The organism is Streptomyces sp. NPDC053432 (assembly GCF_055585365.1).
Genome location: NZ_JBVJKF010000015.1, coordinates 67,820 through 84,128, shown reverse-complemented (window position 1 = coordinate 84,128; position 16,309 = coordinate 67,820). Strand labels below are relative to the sequence as shown.

At 71.5% G+C, this 16,309-nt stretch carries 13 protein-coding genes; all 13 read right to left on the bottom strand.

Features of this window, described 5'->3' with window-relative positions; translation table 11 throughout:
• Nucleotides 1-6: 6 nt before the first annotated feature.
• Nucleotides 7-432 carry a hypothetical protein gene (locus ACZ6Y1_RS24020; protein ID WP_469633315.1) on the bottom strand — a complete coding sequence of 142 codons (426 nt, stop codon included), beginning with the start codon at nucleotides 430-432 and terminating at the stop codon, nucleotides 7-9.
• A 138-nt stretch (nucleotides 433-570) separates the two neighbouring features.
• Nucleotides 571-1,092 carry a hypothetical protein gene (locus tag ACZ6Y1_RS24015; RefSeq protein WP_469633312.1) on the bottom strand — a complete coding sequence of 174 codons (522 nt, stop codon included), beginning with the start codon at nucleotides 1,090-1,092 and terminating at the stop codon, nucleotides 571-573.
• Between the two features lie 179 nt (nucleotides 1,093-1,271).
• Nucleotides 1,272-3,620, bottom strand: a complete 2,349-nt coding sequence (locus ACZ6Y1_RS24010; protein ID WP_469633309.1) for a hypothetical protein — start codon at nucleotides 3,618-3,620, stop codon at nucleotides 1,272-1,274.
• Between the two features lie 11 nt (nucleotides 3,621-3,631).
• Complete coding sequence (locus ACZ6Y1_RS24005) at nucleotides 3,632-4,057, bottom strand: hypothetical protein (protein WP_469633306.1); 426 nt, start codon at nucleotides 4,055-4,057, stop codon at nucleotides 3,632-3,634.
• A gap of 39 nt (nucleotides 4,058-4,096) precedes the next feature.
• On the bottom strand, nucleotides 4,097-5,278 hold the full coding sequence (gene mycP / locus ACZ6Y1_RS24000; RefSeq protein ID WP_469633303.1) for a type VII secretion-associated serine protease mycosin: 1,182 nt from the start codon (nucleotides 5,276-5,278) through the stop codon (nucleotides 4,097-4,099).
• A 27-nt stretch (nucleotides 5,279-5,305) separates the two neighbouring features.
• Entirely contained in the window at nucleotides 5,306-6,742 is a 1,437-nt protein-coding gene (locus ACZ6Y1_RS23995; RefSeq protein WP_469633300.1) for a WXG100 family type VII secretion target, read from the bottom strand.
• The gene (locus tag ACZ6Y1_RS23990) at nucleotides 6,742-7,221 is read right to left on the bottom strand and encodes a hypothetical protein (protein WP_469633296.1); all 480 of its coding nucleotides are present in this window, start codon (nucleotides 7,219-7,221) and stop codon (nucleotides 6,742-6,744) included. Before ACZ6Y1_RS23990 ends, ACZ6Y1_RS23995 begins: the two co-directional genes overlap by 1 nt.
• 181 nt (nucleotides 7,222-7,402) lie before the next feature.
• Entirely contained in the window at nucleotides 7,403-9,700 is a 2,298-nt protein-coding gene (locus ACZ6Y1_RS23985; RefSeq protein ID WP_469633567.1) for a xanthine dehydrogenase family protein molybdopterin-binding subunit, read from the bottom strand.
• Nucleotides 9,701-9,738: 38 nt separating this feature from the next.
• A complete protein-coding gene (locus tag ACZ6Y1_RS23980; protein WP_469633293.1) occupies nucleotides 9,739-12,210 on the bottom strand; it encodes a (2Fe-2S)-binding protein in 2,472 nt (823 codons plus the stop codon).
• Complete coding sequence (locus tag ACZ6Y1_RS23975; RefSeq protein ID WP_469633564.1) at nucleotides 12,207-13,046, bottom strand: FAD binding domain-containing protein; 840 nt, start codon at nucleotides 13,044-13,046, stop codon at nucleotides 12,207-12,209. Before ACZ6Y1_RS23975 ends, ACZ6Y1_RS23980 begins: the two co-directional genes overlap by 4 nt.
• A gap of 457 nt (nucleotides 13,047-13,503) precedes the next feature.
• A complete protein-coding gene (locus ACZ6Y1_RS23970) occupies nucleotides 13,504-15,144 on the bottom strand; it encodes a beta-N-acetylhexosaminidase (RefSeq protein WP_469633290.1) in 1,641 nt (546 codons plus the stop codon).
• A 169-nt stretch (nucleotides 15,145-15,313) separates the two neighbouring features.
• Nucleotides 15,314-15,598, bottom strand: coding sequence for a DUF3039 domain-containing protein (locus ACZ6Y1_RS23965; RefSeq protein ID WP_030010729.1), 285 nt, complete (start codon nucleotides 15,596-15,598; stop codon nucleotides 15,314-15,316).
• A 28-nt stretch (nucleotides 15,599-15,626) separates the two neighbouring features.
• Nucleotides 15,627-16,187, bottom strand: coding sequence for a YqgE/AlgH family protein (locus ACZ6Y1_RS23960; protein WP_469633286.1), 561 nt, complete (start codon nucleotides 16,185-16,187; stop codon nucleotides 15,627-15,629).
• Between the last annotated feature and the right edge of the window lie 122 nt (nucleotides 16,188-16,309).

Here is a 16,309-nt window from a genome sequence, read left to right as displayed (position 1 = left end):
GGAGGCCTACTTCAGGTATTTGTCGATGGCGGACGCGGTGAAGTCGGCCTGGAGCTGCTGCTCGTCCTGGGCGTGGGACTTGAGCGAGTAGTTGAGGCCGTTGGAGATGTTCGCGCAGGCGGCCACGAGGGTCTTCACCTGGCTCTCCCAGGTGCTGCCGACCTTCAGCAGCGCCGCCCCGCTCCCGAAGTTCTCCTTGGTGAGCGCACCCGCCGCCTCGGTCGTCGCGGTGGCGGCGTGCTTGCCGTCGGTCTGCAGCCGGCTGTGCAGCTTGAACGCTTCGGACCCGATCGCACCGATGTGGTCCTGATTCAGCTCCAGGTCCCCGCCACCGCCGCTACCGCCGGGGTCCATCGGCACGTGGTTGAGCCGCATGGAGACATTGGCGGCCGCAGTGGCGCGCGCCGACGCCCATTCCTCGTCGAACGACATCGCGTTAACTCCTGTGGGTGTCAGGTCGTGGGGGAAGTGGGGGTGAGTGGTGTCAGCGGTTGCGGCGGACGACGACTGCGGTGACGGCACCGTCGATCACCAGGCACTGTAACGCCTGTTCGAGTCCCGTCACGGGTCTCAGGAACCGCTCTCCGGCTTCGGCAGGCCGTCCGCCCGGGCGGGGAGACCACCGTCTTTCGCGCACCCGAGTTCCTTGGCAACGGCCAGGGCAGCGGAATGGGTGGCAACCAGGTAGTCCTGGCCGAGAACAGCCTCGCCCTTGCTCTCGTCCCAACGTTCCTGGAACGCCAGCGTGATCTGCAGAGGGACGTCCTGAGTGGAGCCGACACGCGAACTGACACAGTCGAACGTGAGGTCGACGTGCTTCCCCCGGGTCGAGACCCGAGCCTCGCGGGCGCCCGCTCCCGGGAGGTCGGCCGGGTCTGCGGCCTGCTTGCTGTAAGCAGTGAACATCACTCTCACGGTGGGGATGCGAGACCCTTTGTCCGCTCCCGCGACCTCGCAGACCGGTTGTGGGGCATCCCGGATCTTCTTGCCGGAACGGTAGGCGTCCTCCATCGCCTGAGCGACGGCCCGCACGTCGGGGTTCCTCTTCTCCTCCCGGACCCGGAACCCGGTGGATTCGAGGACACGCTCCAATGCCTTTCCTCCCTCGTCCGGGAACAGTCCGGCGCAAACCTGGCCGACGGGGAGGGTGTGAGAGGCAGTGCTCCGGGACGTCGGTTCCGGCTGACTGGCGGAACAGCCGACGACCGTCGTGCCCAGGATCGCAAGGCCGACTGCCTGGCCCGCCAGTTGACGCGGAATCGGAGCCCCCTTCACTTGACGCCCTCCGTCTGCCCCTCGTGCCCCTGCTGACGGGCGATGGAGTTGCCGGTTTGATATCCGAGGCGCATCGACTCGGTGAAGTCGTTGCCGAAATCACTGTTCGGATCGATGTTGTGGCGCGCCATGAACTTCTGCATCGGCGCCTCTGCACTGTGCTCGCCCGCCTGGAACATGGCCTTGTTGCTGTCGTGCGTCTCGCCGTCGATCTTGTCCTTGTGCTTCTCGACCGCCTCGTCGGACCACTCTCCGATGACTTGCGAAGCGGCCTGTTCCACGGCACCGCTGCCGACGTCGACAGCCAGAGGCACCAGGATCGCCGCGGCTCCGGCAGCGGCCGCGGTGGCGGGCAGGAAGGCGACACCGGCGGCGACGGCCGCCGTCGTCCCGAATTCGATCCAGGAAGAACGCTGTTCGTGCGCCTTCTCGTACTTTTCGTGCACCTTCTCGCCGACCGCCTGGACCTGTCCTGCCCTGGACTCGTCGAGGATGCCCTGCACCTCGGCGGTGGTACGGATCGTCGCCCGGGCCCGCCCCTCGTCGATCGCGCCGTTGTGTTCGCCTTCACTCTCGAGGACGCTCGAGGCGTAGATGCGTTCCGCGGTGGACACGGTCGCGTAAGCGTCAGGGTGCTGCCCGAGGGCGGCGATCAAATCACGGGCGCCTTCGCGGCCGAAGTCCACGTGCGCCTGCTTGTCACCGTCGCGCGGGCCGAAGACGCTGTGGTCCGGGTCCGCGCTCAGTGCACGGTTGACGTCGTCGATGTACCCGGCGGTCATGTTCCCCAGGCTGTCCGCGAGCACCTCCTGGTGCTTGAGCAAGGCGGCGTCGCCTCCGTACTTTGCGGCGGCTGCCTCCATCACCCGCGCCCCGGCCTCGGTCCGGTTGAGCTCCGGCTTGGGGTCGTCCCACGCGTGGCCGAGCGTCGCCGCCTCCAAGGCGTGGCCCAGGGCGTCAGGCATGTACTTCTCGACCTTCTTCAAGTCATCGAAGTTCACACCCTCCATGTCGATGGTGTAGTCGTACTTCTCATTGCCGAAGAAGTCGAGGTAGTTGGTGACCGGCTTGCCCTTGGCGTCCTTGCCCAGGTTGGGCTCGCCACCCTTGGCGGTTCCATCCTCGCTGTACGCCTGCGGCTTGCGTTCCGGGTCGAAGAACTGGGTCGCCGCCTCCGGGCTGTGCCCCATCGCCTCCAGGAAGCTGACCACCGGGTCATAGCCGGCGCCGTTGACCCCGGACGGGTTGAACAGGTTCCTGCCGTACCCGTTGATGTGCCGCGTCGAATTGAAGAAGTCCGGGTCCTTCGCATGGACCTGCGTGGCGTGTTCGGCGATGGGGACCAGGAACTTGGGGTCGTAATTGCCGTAGCGCATGATGCCGCCGAGCAACTGGTAGCCGTACGGCGGGTTCTGGTCGTACTTCGCGAGCGGGATGTGCTGCGTGCCCAGCTTGCGCAGCTCCTGCGCGTAGCTGTCCGGCAGGTGCGGCTCGTTCTTGGAGTTGGTGGCGGTGGCCAGGTTGAGGCCCAGGTTCTTCTGGAGCTCCTGGACGTCCTTGAGTCGCTGTTCGTCGAGCTCGGAGTAGTCGTAGGTGTCGGTGGACAGGTAGCCGAAGAACTGGAGCACGCCCTTGGGGCCGAGGGTCTCGTAGAAGTTCTTCGAGAACTCCGGCACCTTGGCGTTGTCCGCCAATAGCTCGTTGAGCTCCACCAGCTCGTCGTGGCTGATCTCCCGGCCCTTCTTCGCGAGATCAGCGGCTCGGCCGGCCTGTTCCGCGTCGAGGGTGGCGTACTTCGGACCGCTGAAGTCGTGCCCGTCGGTGACGTTGGCACCGAGCATGCGGGCCAGCGACCGGTCGACGTCGTCGCAGTTCTCGATGATGGCGTCGATCTTCTGCTGCCACAGGCCGCGGTTCTCGCTCAGGGACCGCTGGTAGTCGGGATCGTGCCGGGCCGCGTTGCGCTCGCCCTCGGTGGCCGGCGGGATGGCCGTGACCCGGCCGGTGGCATCGACCTGGAATCCGGCTGCCGGGGCTTCCTCCGTGGCGATCTTCTTCAGCTGTTCCCTGGACTGCTTGAAGGTGGCGAGGCCCTCGGTCAGGGCTGCGTGGATGCCCTTGGCCTCCTTGGCGGCGTCCTCGAACTCCTTGGCCGTCTTGTCGACGAAGGACCGCCCGACCCCGGCCGTGACCCCGCTCCACTCCGCCTTGTCGGCCTTCGCCTTCATGCCGTTGCGAGCGGCCTCGGCCAGTTCGTCCAGCTTGCCGACCATGGCCTTCCAGTCGGTGACCGCCGTCTGCAGCTTGTCGACGGGCGCGTTCAACACGTTCTCGTACGTCAGCATGCGGACTCCGCCTACTTGAGGTATTTGTCGATCGCGGATGCGGTGAAGTCGGCCTGGAGCTGCTGTTCGTCCTGGGCGTGGGACTTGAGCGAGTAGTTGAGGCCGTTGGAGATGTTCGCGCAGGCGGCGACCAGGGTCTTCACCTGCGCCTCCCAGGTGGTGTTGACCTTGAGCAGCGCCGCCCCGCTCGCGAAGCTCTCCTTGGTGAGCGCACCCGCCGCCTCCGTGGTTGCGGTGGCGGCGTGCTTTCCGTCCGTCTGGAGCCGGGAGTGCAGCTTGAACGCCTCGGAACCGATCGCGCCGATGTGGTCCTGATTCAGTTCCAGGTCCCCGCCACCGCCGCTACCGCCGGGGTCCATCGGTACGTGGTTGAGCCGCATGGAGACATTGGCTGCGGCCGTGGCACGCGCCGACGCCCATTCCTCGTCGAACGACATCGCATGAACTCCTGTGGGGCGGGTCTCAGGGCATGGGGGTCAGCGGTTACGGCGTACGACGACCGCGGTGACGGCGCCGCCGATCAGCACGCAGGCGCCGAGGCCGAGGCCGATCCAGGGCAGGAGGCTGCCGTCCTTCTTCGCGTCGGCCTGGGGCGCCGGTGCGGGTGAGGCGGTGTCGGGGGCCTTGGCGTCCGGGGAGCCGGGCGGGGTCTTGCTTCCGGGGGCAGTCGCCGCCGCCAGGTCGGGCAGCGGGTAGACGTCGGCCGGGCCGGGGTCGCCGGGGGTGGCGATGGCGATGCGGGGCCGGACAACGCCGTAGCCGATGTAGTCGTTGCGCTGGGCGCCGGAGGTGGGCTTGCCGGCCGTGTTCAGGAGGACCCGGAGGACCTGGTTGTTGGTCCAGTCGGGATGGGCGGACCAGATGAGGGCGGCGGAGGCGGAGGCGAGGGCTGACGCGTCGCTGGTGCCGTGGGTCTTGCACAGTCCCGTCTTGCTCTTGCAAGCCGTGACGATGTCGATGCCGGGGGCCGCCAGGTCCACCTGCGGACCGTGCTGCGACTCCTTCGTGGCCTCGCCCTTGGCATCCACTGCGGCTACGCCCACCACTCCGGGCGTCCCGGCCGGGTACTCGACTTCGTTGGTCGAATCTCCGCTATTGCCGACAGCGGCGAAGATCAACTTTCCCTTAGAAAGGGCGTACTTGACCGCCTCGGCTCGCTCTCGATCATCCTCGGGTGTCCCACTAGTGCCATTGGACAAATTGATGATCTTGGCATCCGAGTCTGCCGCATATCGAATAGCCGCCACCTTCGAAGGAGTCTTGGCTCCGTCCAGCACATCAGGCACGCGGATCGGCAGAATCTTGGCACCGGGGGCAAGGCCGTAACTTCCGTCGCCGCTTGGGTGCTTCCCGGTGGCTGCGATCACCGCCGAGATGCTCGTACCGTGACCGTCGTAGTCATTGTCCCTGTCGCCCGGCGCATCACCGACTGGGAACACCGCACCAGGTAGGACTTGCCCTTCCAACTCCGGGATGCGATTGACACCAGTGTCAATCACAGCGACTGTGACGCCCTTGCCCGTGCTGGTCTTCCAGATTTCGTCAGCCTTCATGGCGTCGAGATGCCATTGCTGCGAGCGAATGGTCTCTGCATGGGCCGGGGTCGCGGCGACCCCGGCCAGCAGGAGACCCACAAGAGCCGCGGTCGCCTTACGCATGTGCATCCCGTGCCATGTCCGTTCTGCTCAGTCGATCACCGGTGGGACAACGCGACGGTTGCCCTGCCAGGTCTCTTCGTCCTCGGCCAGATAATCGGGGCGGTCGCCCCCCTGGTCCTCACGTCGATTGCCCGGAGTGCGGGCACCCGCTCCCGCCTGGCCCAGGGCACCCGCGCCGACTCCACCGGAACCGTTGCGTACGAGACCCGAGCCGCCCTGCGTGAACGGCTGACCGCCTGTGGTCGGACGGCCGCCAGCGGGCTGACGCCCGCCCACGACACCGCCGGGTTCCGTGGCCAGGCGACGGCCTGCCGGGGACCCTCCCGTCCCGTGGGAGCCACCGGGGGCATGACCGAATCCGCCGCCCAATCCGCGGCCCGCCTGTGGGCCTTCGCCGATGACCGTGCCACGTGGGATGCGTGCGTTCGGGCTGTTGGTGGTTACCTGACGACCGCCCATGATGCCCGTGTCACGGGGAGGCAAGCCTGGGAGACCGCCGGCCTTGCCGAGTGGGCCACTCGTACCCGGAAGCGGGGTCTTGGGCCCGAAGACACCAGGGCCGACTCCAGGAACCGACTTCGGCCCACCAAGCTGCGGGAGAGAAACAGGCGGGACAGCGACAGGAGGTGCCCCACCAGGCCCTGTAGGCGGCGGTGTACTGGGTCCGGACGTCACCGGCGGCAGGGTCGGGTTCGGAGGAAGCGTGCCGACCGTGTCGAGGCCCACGTTTACTTCTTGGTCCAAGCGCCCTGGCAGGGGGGACGGCCCCGCCGTCCGGGGCACGGTGCTGTCCGGCTGCGGCTGGTATCCGGGGATCAAACCGGAGCCGTTCGAAGAGCCGCTGTCACCGGGTGCATACGAAGAGCTTCGTCCGTAGCTCCCGGATCCAGTTTCGCCGCCAGGGCGAGCCATCTCGTCCACACCACTACGCATGTCAGGGACGAAGTCCTTCGGCGGCGGCGGAAACGTAGGAATCTCCGCCGCGCTCATCCTCTTCGCCGATTCCTCGTACGACTGCGCCAGGTTGTTCATCAGCCGGACCGCGTCGCGATGGTCGGCGTCCAGCCGCTTCACCACGGCCGGGTCGGGCTTCGGCGCGTCCGGGTCGTTGTGGAACTTGCGGAGCAGCGCGATTTCCTCAGCCGCGGCCGAGTCGTACTTCGGCATGGCCTGGGCCTCGGCCATCTTCTGGGCGGCCGTGCCCATGTACGTCGCACCCGTCGCGCTGTACTCGCTCAGACGCAGCGTCGCGTTGCCCGCGCGGCCGACCCACTCCTGGAACTTGGTGGCTCCTTCGCCCTCCCAGCCGGTCACGACGTGGTTCTTCAGCTTCTCCGCGATCTTGGCAATGTCCTCGGAGGCCTTCTTCAGCTGGTCCGCCCGTGCCTGCACCGCCTTCGGGTCGATCGAAGCGATCATCGCCTGCAGCTGCTGGTGCGGGGTGCCGTCAAAATTCGTTGCCATCAGATAGTGCCGCCTGACGTGTCAACCGAAGGGGTACTCGGCGGCTGGTTGGCCGCCTTCAGCCTGCGCTGTTCCTCAAGCCACGGGTCGCGCTCCGGCACGTACTCCTTCTCCGCCTGCCTGGCGATGGCCGCCATGCGCCGCTTCGTTTCCTCATCGACGCCGCTGTAGCCCTTGCCCGCCGACAGGACCGCGATGCCCAGGGCCTCGATCTGATCCGCCAGCCCCTTCGACAGCTTCTGCAGCTCCGTGATGACGGTGTCGTACGCCTTGAAGAGGTCGCCGACCTCCTTGAAGTCCTTGCCGAGCTTGGCAGCCGGGAGGGTGCTGTCCGCGAGCTTCTTGTGGTCCGCGTTTCCGCCGGTCAGGTCGTCCAGCAGCGTGTCGACCATCTTCTTGTACTCGCTCAGCGAGTCGTACTCGACGGAGAGCGCCCTCGCATACCCCGCCCCGAGCATCCCCGGTTCAATCTGCAACACGTCGGCCTCCCCGACTCCCCGTCTCCCCGTGGTCACGGCACTCGTCAGCGCCGCTCCCCGTCCCCGTTCGCGCGTGTTCGCACGCAATTCAGACGCGCCCGTACACACTCTGACCGATCACTCTATCCACCGGCACCGACAGCCCCAACTCCGGGTTGCACGTGCAATGTGGGTCACACGGTCACGAGTTGGGCGCCGCGACCGCCGCCGATGGCCGGATCGGGAGCCTGTTCACCGGGCGGCCCGTGGCCGCGCGTACTGCCGAGGCTACCGCCGCCGGGGCCGTCACCACAGGGACCGCGCTCGCCGCCTTCGCGCCGAACGGGGCCACCACGTCCCGCTCCTCGACCAGTTTGACGATGCGGACCACCGGCGCGTCCAGCGCGGTCGGCAGGGCGTAGCCCGTCAGGTCGGGGTGGCGGACCAGGCCCGCGACCGTGCGGAGGTTTTCCGTCAGGGCCGCGCCCACGCCCTGCGTGACTCCCGCTTCGATACGGGCTTCCAGCTGGCGGGGGTTGAGGACGCGGCCCACGTCCTGGGCCACGGCGAGTTCGACCACGCGCACCGAGCCGAGTTCGATGTCCACGTCCACCACCGCGCGGATCGCGCAGAACGCGAGGCCTACGAAGGCGTCGCCCTGGCCGTCGGCGTCCAGGGGCTCCGTGGGGTGCGGGCGGCACTGGGCCGTCGCCCAGAGCTCCTTGCCTTCTATGGCCTCCGCGACCGTCATCGAGAAGGCACCGTCGTACGACGTGATCCGGCCATCCGCGATTTGGAGCAGTTCCGTGGACATGCCGAGTTTGTGCGCCATCGGCTGGAGGAGCTGCGTGCGGACCATCTTCGCGGCGCGTTCGACGGCGCCGCCCGACACCCACGTGTGGCGGCCGTGCGCCGCCGGGCCCGCCGGCGGCTGGTCCGTGTCGACCGGGGCCGTCGTCACCTCGTCGACGCCCAGGACCTCCTGGACGATCTGACGGGCGAGGGTCGCGAAGCCCTGGCCGGTGTCGACGGCCGCGCAGATGACGGTCGCCGCGCCGTTGACCACCTTGACGGTGGCGGTCGAGACCTCGTCGGTGCCCTCGGCGCCGAGCATGTGCACCATGCCCACGCCGTAGCCGACGCCCCGCCGGACCGCGCCCGGCTCGCCCGCGCCCTCCGGGCCGCCCGGCAGCAGCCACTCGTCCTCCGGGGTGTCCTTCGGGAGGGCGGGGAGCTCGAAGTCACGGACCGCGCGGAGCAGTTCGGCGACCGGGGCCGGGCAGGTCACCGTCTGGCCGGTGGGCAGCAGGTCGCCCGTCGCCAGGACGTTGCGCATGCGCAGTTCCGCGCCGTCGATGCCGAGGGCCGCCGCCAGCTTGTCCATCTGGCCTTCGTACGCCGCGCAGACCTGCATGGCGCCTTCGCCGCGGACGTGGCCGGAGGGGGGGTTGTTGGTGCGGACCGCCCAGCCTTCGACGAAGGCGTGCGGGACGACGTACGGGCCGCAGGCGAACGCCACCGCCGCGGCCAGGGATTCGGAGGACGAGTCGGCGTACGCGCCGCCGTCCATCAGGATCTGCGCCTCGACCTTGACCAGCCGCCCCTCCGCGTCCGCGTGGTGGCGGTAGCGCAGCAGGGTCGGGTGGCGGTGGGTGTGGCCGAGGAAGGACTCCTCACGGGTCGCGGCCAGCTTGACCGGGCAGCCCGTGCGCAGCGCGAGCAGGCCGAGCGGGAGCTGGAAGGCGGCGTCCTCGCGGTCGGCCGTCGCGCCGGGCACGCCGGTGACGACGACGCGTACGCGGTCCGGGTCCAGCCCGAAGCAGGCAGCGGCCAGGTCGCGGTCGATGTGCGGGTCGGTGGAGGCGGTGTACAGCTCCACGCCGCCGTCGGGGCGCGGTACGGCCAGCCCGGCCTCGGCGCCGATGGGCGCGGGGTCCTGGCGGCCGATCCGGTAGAGGCCCTCGACGACGACCTCGCCGGTGACCTCCGGGTCGCCGTAGCGGAGCGGGATGTGCCGGATGAGGTTGCCGTCGGGGTGCAGCGGGGCGGCGCCGAAGGACTGCTCGGGGTCGGTGACCGCGTCGAGGAGCTCGTACTCGACGGCGATGGCGGCCGCGGCGAGGCGCGCGGTGTCGGGGTGGTCGGCGGCGACCGCGGCGATGGGCTCGCCGTGGTGGCGTACGACGTCGTGCGCGAACACCGGCCGGTCCGCGATCCGGCGGCCGTGCGTGGTGGCGCCGGGGACGTCGGCGTGGGTGACGACGGCGCGGACGCCGGGCATGGCGGCGGCGGCCGTGGTGTCGATGGAGAGGATCCGGGCGTGGGCGTGCGGGGAGCGCAGCACGGCGGCCCACAGGAGGCCCTCGGCCCACAGGTCGGCGGCGTAGGGGAAGGTGCCCTCGGTCTTGGCCCGGGTGTCGGCCGCGGGGACGGAGGCGCCGATTCCGCGGGGGACCTGCTGGTCGGCGGGGTCGGTGGGCGCCGCCAGGGCGGTCACCATCATGTTCGTCGTCGTCGCCGTCGCCGCGTCCTGCCCGCTCACGCCGTGCCTCCGTGGTGGATGCCGCCCTCGCCGGGCGCTGCCTGGTGCGGAATGCGCGGCTCCGGCGAAGCTGCGGACTCGCCGCTCGCCGTGGCCGCCGCGGCTGCCGCGCGCTCGGCCACGACGTCGCGCACGGCGTCGACGACTCCCGAGTAGCCGGAGCAGCGGCAGAGGTTGCCGCAGAGCGCCTGGCGGGTCTCCAGTTCGCTGGGGGCGTGGTTGCCCTCCAGCAGGTCGTGGATGGTCATCGCCATGCCGGGCACGCAGAACCCGCACTGCACCGCACCCGACCTGCACAACGCCTGCTGCACATCGGAAAGTTCCCCGTCCGTCGCGAGACCCTCGACGGTGCGGACCTCGCTGCCGGCGGCCGTCGCCGCCGGGACCAGGCAGGAGGCGACGAGCCGGCCGTCGACCTGCACGGCACACGCCCCGCATTCGCCCTGCGAGCAGCCGTCCTTGGCGCCGGCGAGGCCGAGGCGCTCGCGCAGCACGTAGAGCAGGGACTCGCCGATCCAGGCCCCGGTGACGGGGCGGTCGGCGCCGTTCACGCGCAGCACGTAGGAGGCCTGGGGGTGTTCGTTCTCTTCTTCGTACGCCGGCCCCTCGGCCGGTACACCTCCGGTGGGGTCGGCGTCCGGGGGTGACAGGGCACCGTCGGCGGCTTCCGCATCCGGGGCGGGCGCGGCGGCGGTGTCCTCCGGGTGCGGCCCGGCGGCTTCGTCCGCGTCGGCGGAGTCGGACCGGGGGCCGTCCGCGGGCGCGTGCGGGCCCGCGTCGGCGGCGGCTTCGGCTTCGGCTGTCGCTGCTGCGTCGGCGGCCGGGGCTTCGTCCGGTACCGGCCCGGACCCCGCCGGGGCCGGAGCGGCCCCGTTCCCGAAGGCGTCGAAGCCCCGCCCCTCGGTGCTCCCGGACGGCACGAACTCCGCGTGGCCGGTGCGCTCCGTGTGCCCGGCGTCTTCCGAGTGCCCGGTGCGGTCGGCGTGCTCGGCATACACGGTCGGGTCCGTGTGCACGGCCCCTTCCGCGGGGCCGGTCTGACCGACGTGCCCGGTCTGACCGAGGTGGCCGGTGTGGTCGACGTGGCCAGTGTGGTCGACGTGCCCTGTGTGGTCGACGTGCCCTGTGTGGTCGACGTGCCCTGTGTGACCCGTGTGGCCGGCCTCGTCCGTGTAACCGCTGTGACCCGTGTACCCCGTGTCAGCCGTGTGGCCCGTGTGACCGGTGTGACCCGTCTGCTTCGCGGGGTCCGCGTACTCCGCGGCGTCCCCGTACTCCGCGTGGACCTCCTGCTCGGCCCGCACCGCCTGCCCGGCGTGCCCCGCGGGCTCGGCCGGTCCCTCGTTCGCCGCCTGCTCGGCGTGCCCGCCGAAGTCGGCGTGCCCCGCGAGATCCACGTGGCCGGTCCGTCCCGCGTGCCCGCCGAAGTCCGCGTGCCCGCCCGGGCCCGCGAATCCCGGGTGCGCCGCGAACTCGGCGTGCTCCGACGCCCGCGCCCCCTCGGCCCGGTCCTGCGCCGGGCCGTGGGCGGCGTCGATGTCGTGCGGGGCCGGGTGGGCCGGCACGTCCTCCGGGAGCGGGGTGCCCACGCCGGGGCCGCCCAGTACCCGCGGGCCGCGCGGCGCGGTGCCCACCCCGGGGCCGCCGAGCAGCCGGCCGGAGGTCGCCGCGGTGGCGGCCGCGGCGGCGGCCGATGCGGCCGCGGCCGCATCGGTGCCCGGCAGGGTGCCGGTGTCCTGCGTCAGGTACGCCCACGGCGCCGGGGCGCCGCCCGGCAGCGTCGCCGGGGCCTGGCTCCAGTCGGCGTCCAGCGCGCTCGGCGCCGGCGCCGCCGACGGCCGGAAGTCGCCTTCCTCAACCGGAAGCCCGGCCGGTCCGGGTGCCTCCGGCGTCGCCCCGTACTCGCCGTGCTCGCCGTACTCCGCGTACTCCGAGTACGCCGGCACCGCCCACTGCCCCGTCGAGGCCTCGTCCTGGAACCGCCACTCCGCCGTCGCCCCGGGGTCGTGCACCGGCTGCTGCGCCTGCTCCGGCTCGGCCTCGGCGAAGGCCGCCGCCACCGCGGCCGGGATCGGGACCGACGCCGGGATCGGGCCGCCCACAGGCGCGGGCGTGGGCCCGGACGAGCCCTGGTCGGCCGCGCCGGAGTCCCCCGCCTCGGGCCACTGGACTGGCATCGTCCAGGTGCCGGTGGCGGACGGGTCCGTGGTCGCGGAGCCCAGCGGCACGATCATCGGCGGCGGCACGTAGCCGTGGCCGGGCGCCGCGAGCGGCTCCCCGGTGCCGAGCGCGTCCAGCATGTCCTGCGGCAGTTTCACGAAGGCCGTGACGTCCGAGTCGTACTCGCCGCCCTGCGGGACGGGCTCCCAGCCCCAACCCGCCATGCCGTTCCCGTTCGTGCCGTTCGTGTCGTTCGCGTCGTTCCCGGCGTTGCCCTGGGTCACGTTCTCGTTCTCGTTCCCGCTCATGAGGTCAGCGCCCTCCCCAGGGCCCTCCGTGCCAGCACGGCCACCGTGCGCCGCAGGTGCAGCACGCCGGGAGCCACCGGGTCGCCCTGGTCGGGCACGCAGGCGGCCCCGACGTACTCGCCGAAGGCCTCCAGCGCCTCGGGGGCCAGGCTCCGGTCCCCGTCCCAGTCGATCAGCGAGGCCACCCACTGCTCGGCCTCCAGCGGACGCAGCGGCATCGGGGCCACCGCTCCGATCGCACACCGCACGCCCCGGCGGGCCGGGTCCAGTACGAGTCCCACGGACGCCACCGCGCGCCCGGGCCCCGTACGCCCCGTGGCCTTGAGGAACACCTGCGGCGCGTGCAGCAGCGGCACCCGTACGAAGCCGATCAGTTCACCGGGCCGGAGCATCTCGCGGCCCGCCAACAGGTGCGAGACCGGGATCTCCCGCTGCCCGAGCGGTCCGGCGACGAGGAGCACCGCCTCCAGGGCGGCCAGTACGGGCAGGGCGTCGCCGGTGGGCGCGGCCGTGGCGATGTTGCCGCCGAGGGTGCCCGCGTTGCGGATCTGGGGCGGTCCTGCGGCGCGTGCGGCGGCGGCCAGGGCGGGGATCAGGGCCGCGAAGTCGGGGCGTCCCATGCGGGCGTGGGTCAGACCGGCGCCGAGCAGGGCGTGGCCGTCCTGGTACTGCCAGCCGCGGATCTCGTTGATCCGGCCCAGGCCGACCAGCGCGGCGGGCCGCAGTTGCCCGGCGTTCACGGCGGCCATGAGGTCGGTGCCGCCGGCGACGGGCACGGCGGCGGGCATGGCGGTGAGCGCCGCCACGGCCTCGTCGAGCGAGGTCGGCAGCGTCACGGACGGCGTCGCGTGCGGGGCCTGCGCCGAATGCTGGCCCTGCGCGCCGTGCGGCGCATCCGACGCGTGCGGTGCTTGCGGTGCGTGCGTGGTCAACCCAGCTGCCCCTTCCCGATGTCCCGGTCCTGGCGCTCACGCCTGTCCGCCGTACGGTACGTGCTCACCGCCGGGACGTGGCAACTCTGGCACATCTTCCGGGCCGCCCCGCGCGAGGGTCGGCCGGGGCGGGGGCCGGGGGCGGCCGGGCCGTCACGGAGCACCTGCGCGCCGCCTCCCGGCCGCCTCGGGGCCCCCTTTCCGGCGGCCCGTTTTTCCCCGTATAGGAGGAAAACCAGACAGAGTTCCGATTTCCGGCACCGGTGGCGCACCCGCCGCACCGCCCGCCGCGCCGCCCTCCGCACCGCCCGCCGCACCGCCCGCCGCACCGCCCTCCGCACCGCCCGATGTCACACGATCGTCACGCGATCGGGGGTTCCCCCTCCAGGGGGCGCCCGAGCACCCCCGGCCGCCGCTGCCACGGCAACGGCCCGCCCGGCGGCCGGTAGTCGACGCCCAGCGCGTCCAGCCGCGCGTAGTGCGCCGCCGCCATCCGGTGCTCGAACCCGGCGAAATCACGCTCTTCCGGGGCGGGCTGCCACGACCACACGACCTCCGCGAAGGCCGCGAGCCGCGGGAACGCCTGGTAGTCGACCCGGCTCTGGTTCTCCGTCACCTCGGTCCACAGGTTGGATTGCGCGCCCAGCACCCGGGCCGCGGCCGCTTCCGACATCTTCGGCGGTACCGGGTCGAACCGGTACACGTCCTGCAATGTGCGGACGTACCCGATCGGCATCGGCTCGTCCGCGCCGTCCGCCTGACGGTAGTCCAGGTACACCTGCTGCTCGGGGCACATCACCACGTCGTGCCCGGCCTCGGCGGCGGCGATCCCGCCCGCGTAGCCGCGCCACGAGGAGACGGCCGCGCCGTCCGCCAGCCCGCCCTCCAGGATCTCGTCCCAGCCGATCAGCCGCCGGCCGCGCTCCGCGAGCCAGCCGTCGAAGTGCCGGACGAACCAGGACTGCAGCCCGTCCTCCCCGTCCACCCCCAGCTCGCGGATCCGCTCCTGCGCGGCCGCCGAGGCCCTCCACTGCGCCTTGGGGCACTCGTCCCCGCCCACGTGCACGAAGGGTGAGACCTCCACCGGGAAGAGCTCCAGCACCTCCTCGAAGACGCCCTCGTAGAAGCGCAGCACCGCCTCGGTCGGCGCGAGCACGTTCTCGTTGATCCCCCAGTCGTCCCACACCCCCAGCGCCGAGGTGTCCACGACGTCGGTGTTGCCCAGCTCCGGGTACGCGGCGATCGCGGCCTGCGAATGTCCCGGCAGGTCGATCTCCGGAACCACCCGTACGTGCCGTTCCGCCGCGTACGCGACGATCTCGCGGATGTCGTCCTGGGTGTAGAAGCCACCGTGCGGGGTCTCGTTCCACAGCGGCGAGGCCCGGTGCCCCCACCGGCTGCGGGGCCGCCACGCACCGACCCCGGTCAGCCGCGGGTGGCGCTTGATCTCGATCCGCCAGCCCTGGTCGTCCGTCAGGTGCAGGTGCAGCACGTTGAGCTTGTGCGCGGCGATCAGGTCGATGTAGCGCAGCACGCCGTCCTTGGGCGTGAAGTGCCGGGCCACGTCGAGCATCAGCCCGCGCCACGCGAACCGCGGGCGGTCGGCGATCCGTCCGTGGGGCAGGGTCCACGCCCGCCCGGGCAGCGGCGCCTTGCGGTAGACGTCGGGGCCCAGCAGCTGGCGCAGCGTCTGGTAGCCCCGGAACAGTCCCGCCGCGCTCGCGCCGGTCAGTTCGACCCCCGCGGCATCGACGGTGATCCCGTACGCCTCCGGCCCCGGCCGCTGCTCGCACTCCGGGTCCAGGCGCAGCCTCAGGTCCGCGACCGCGCCTGGCCCCGCGGCCGGCAGGCTCCAGCCGGTGGCCGCGCCCAGCTCCCGGCGCAGCAGCCGCGCCACGCCCTGCGTGCCGGGTCCGGCGTCGAGGACGGGCTCGGGCCCGAACGCGTAACGGCGCCCGTCCTCGTCGAAGACGGCAACCTGTGGTGCGGGGATCAGGTCCATGCGCGGCAGCCCTTCGCGACAGCTCGTTGCACTGTGCGCAACGGCCGTTCCGCAGAGTGCTCGTCGGGCCGACCCTAGCCCGCGCCCGGGGCACGGCAAAGGCCCCCGGCCGCACCTGGGTGCGGCCCGGGGGCCCCGGTCCTGCCCGTCCGGTCCGCTCGGGGCCGGACTACTTGTCCTTGCCGCCCTTGTCCTTGTCCCCGCCGGGGCCCATGGACTCGTAGATCTCCTTGCACATGGGGCAGACCGGGTACTTCTTCGGGTCCCGGCCCGGCACCCAGACCTTGCCGCAGAGCGCGACGACGGGGGTGCCGTCGAGCGCGCTCGCCATGATCTTGTCCTTCTGGACGTAATGGGCGAAGCGCTCGTGGTCGCCGTCGCCGTGGGACACCTGTGGCGTCGGTTCTACGAGGGTCCCCGTACCAGTCCCGCGCTCGGGCTCAAGAGTGCTCATAAAGCCAGGGTACCGATCCCCGCACGGGTCAGTTGAGCGACGGGTCGTCCGGATAGGTGGCGACCATCGCGAGGTCGCTGCGCTGGCGGCGCAGCACCGCCCGCCAGAGCCGTTCGGGGTCGGGGAAGGACACGTCACCGGGCTCCGACTCCACCACGTACCAGGCGCCGTCGCCCACCTCCTCCTCCAGCTGGCCCGGGCCCCAGCCCGAGTAGCCGGCGAAGATCCGCAGCGAACCCAGCGCCGAGGCGAGCAGCTCCGGCGGCGCCTCCAGGTCGACCAGGCCTATGGCCCCGTGCACCCGGCGCCAGCCGAGCGGGCCCTCCTCACCGGGGATGACGGCCACGCCGAGCGCGGAGTCGAGCGCGACGGGACCGCCCTGGAAGACCACGCCGGGATCGCCTGCCAGCGGCGCCCAGGGCAGCAGTACGTCGCCGACGCCCACGGGCGTCGGCCGGTTGAGGACCACGCCGAGCGAGCCCTGCTCGTCGTGGTCGAGCAGCAGCACCACCGCGCGGTCGAAGTTCGGGTCCGCGAGGGCGGGGGTGGCCACGAGCAGCCGCCCTGTGAGGGAGGACACCTCGGTCATGCCGACATGATCCCGCACATTCGCCTTCCGCGGGGAGCCGACGGCGAGATCGAATCGCACGCGGCTCAGGGCGCACGGCAGCAGGCAGGAGGGCGCGTGGACGGCGCAGGCGGAACGCAACA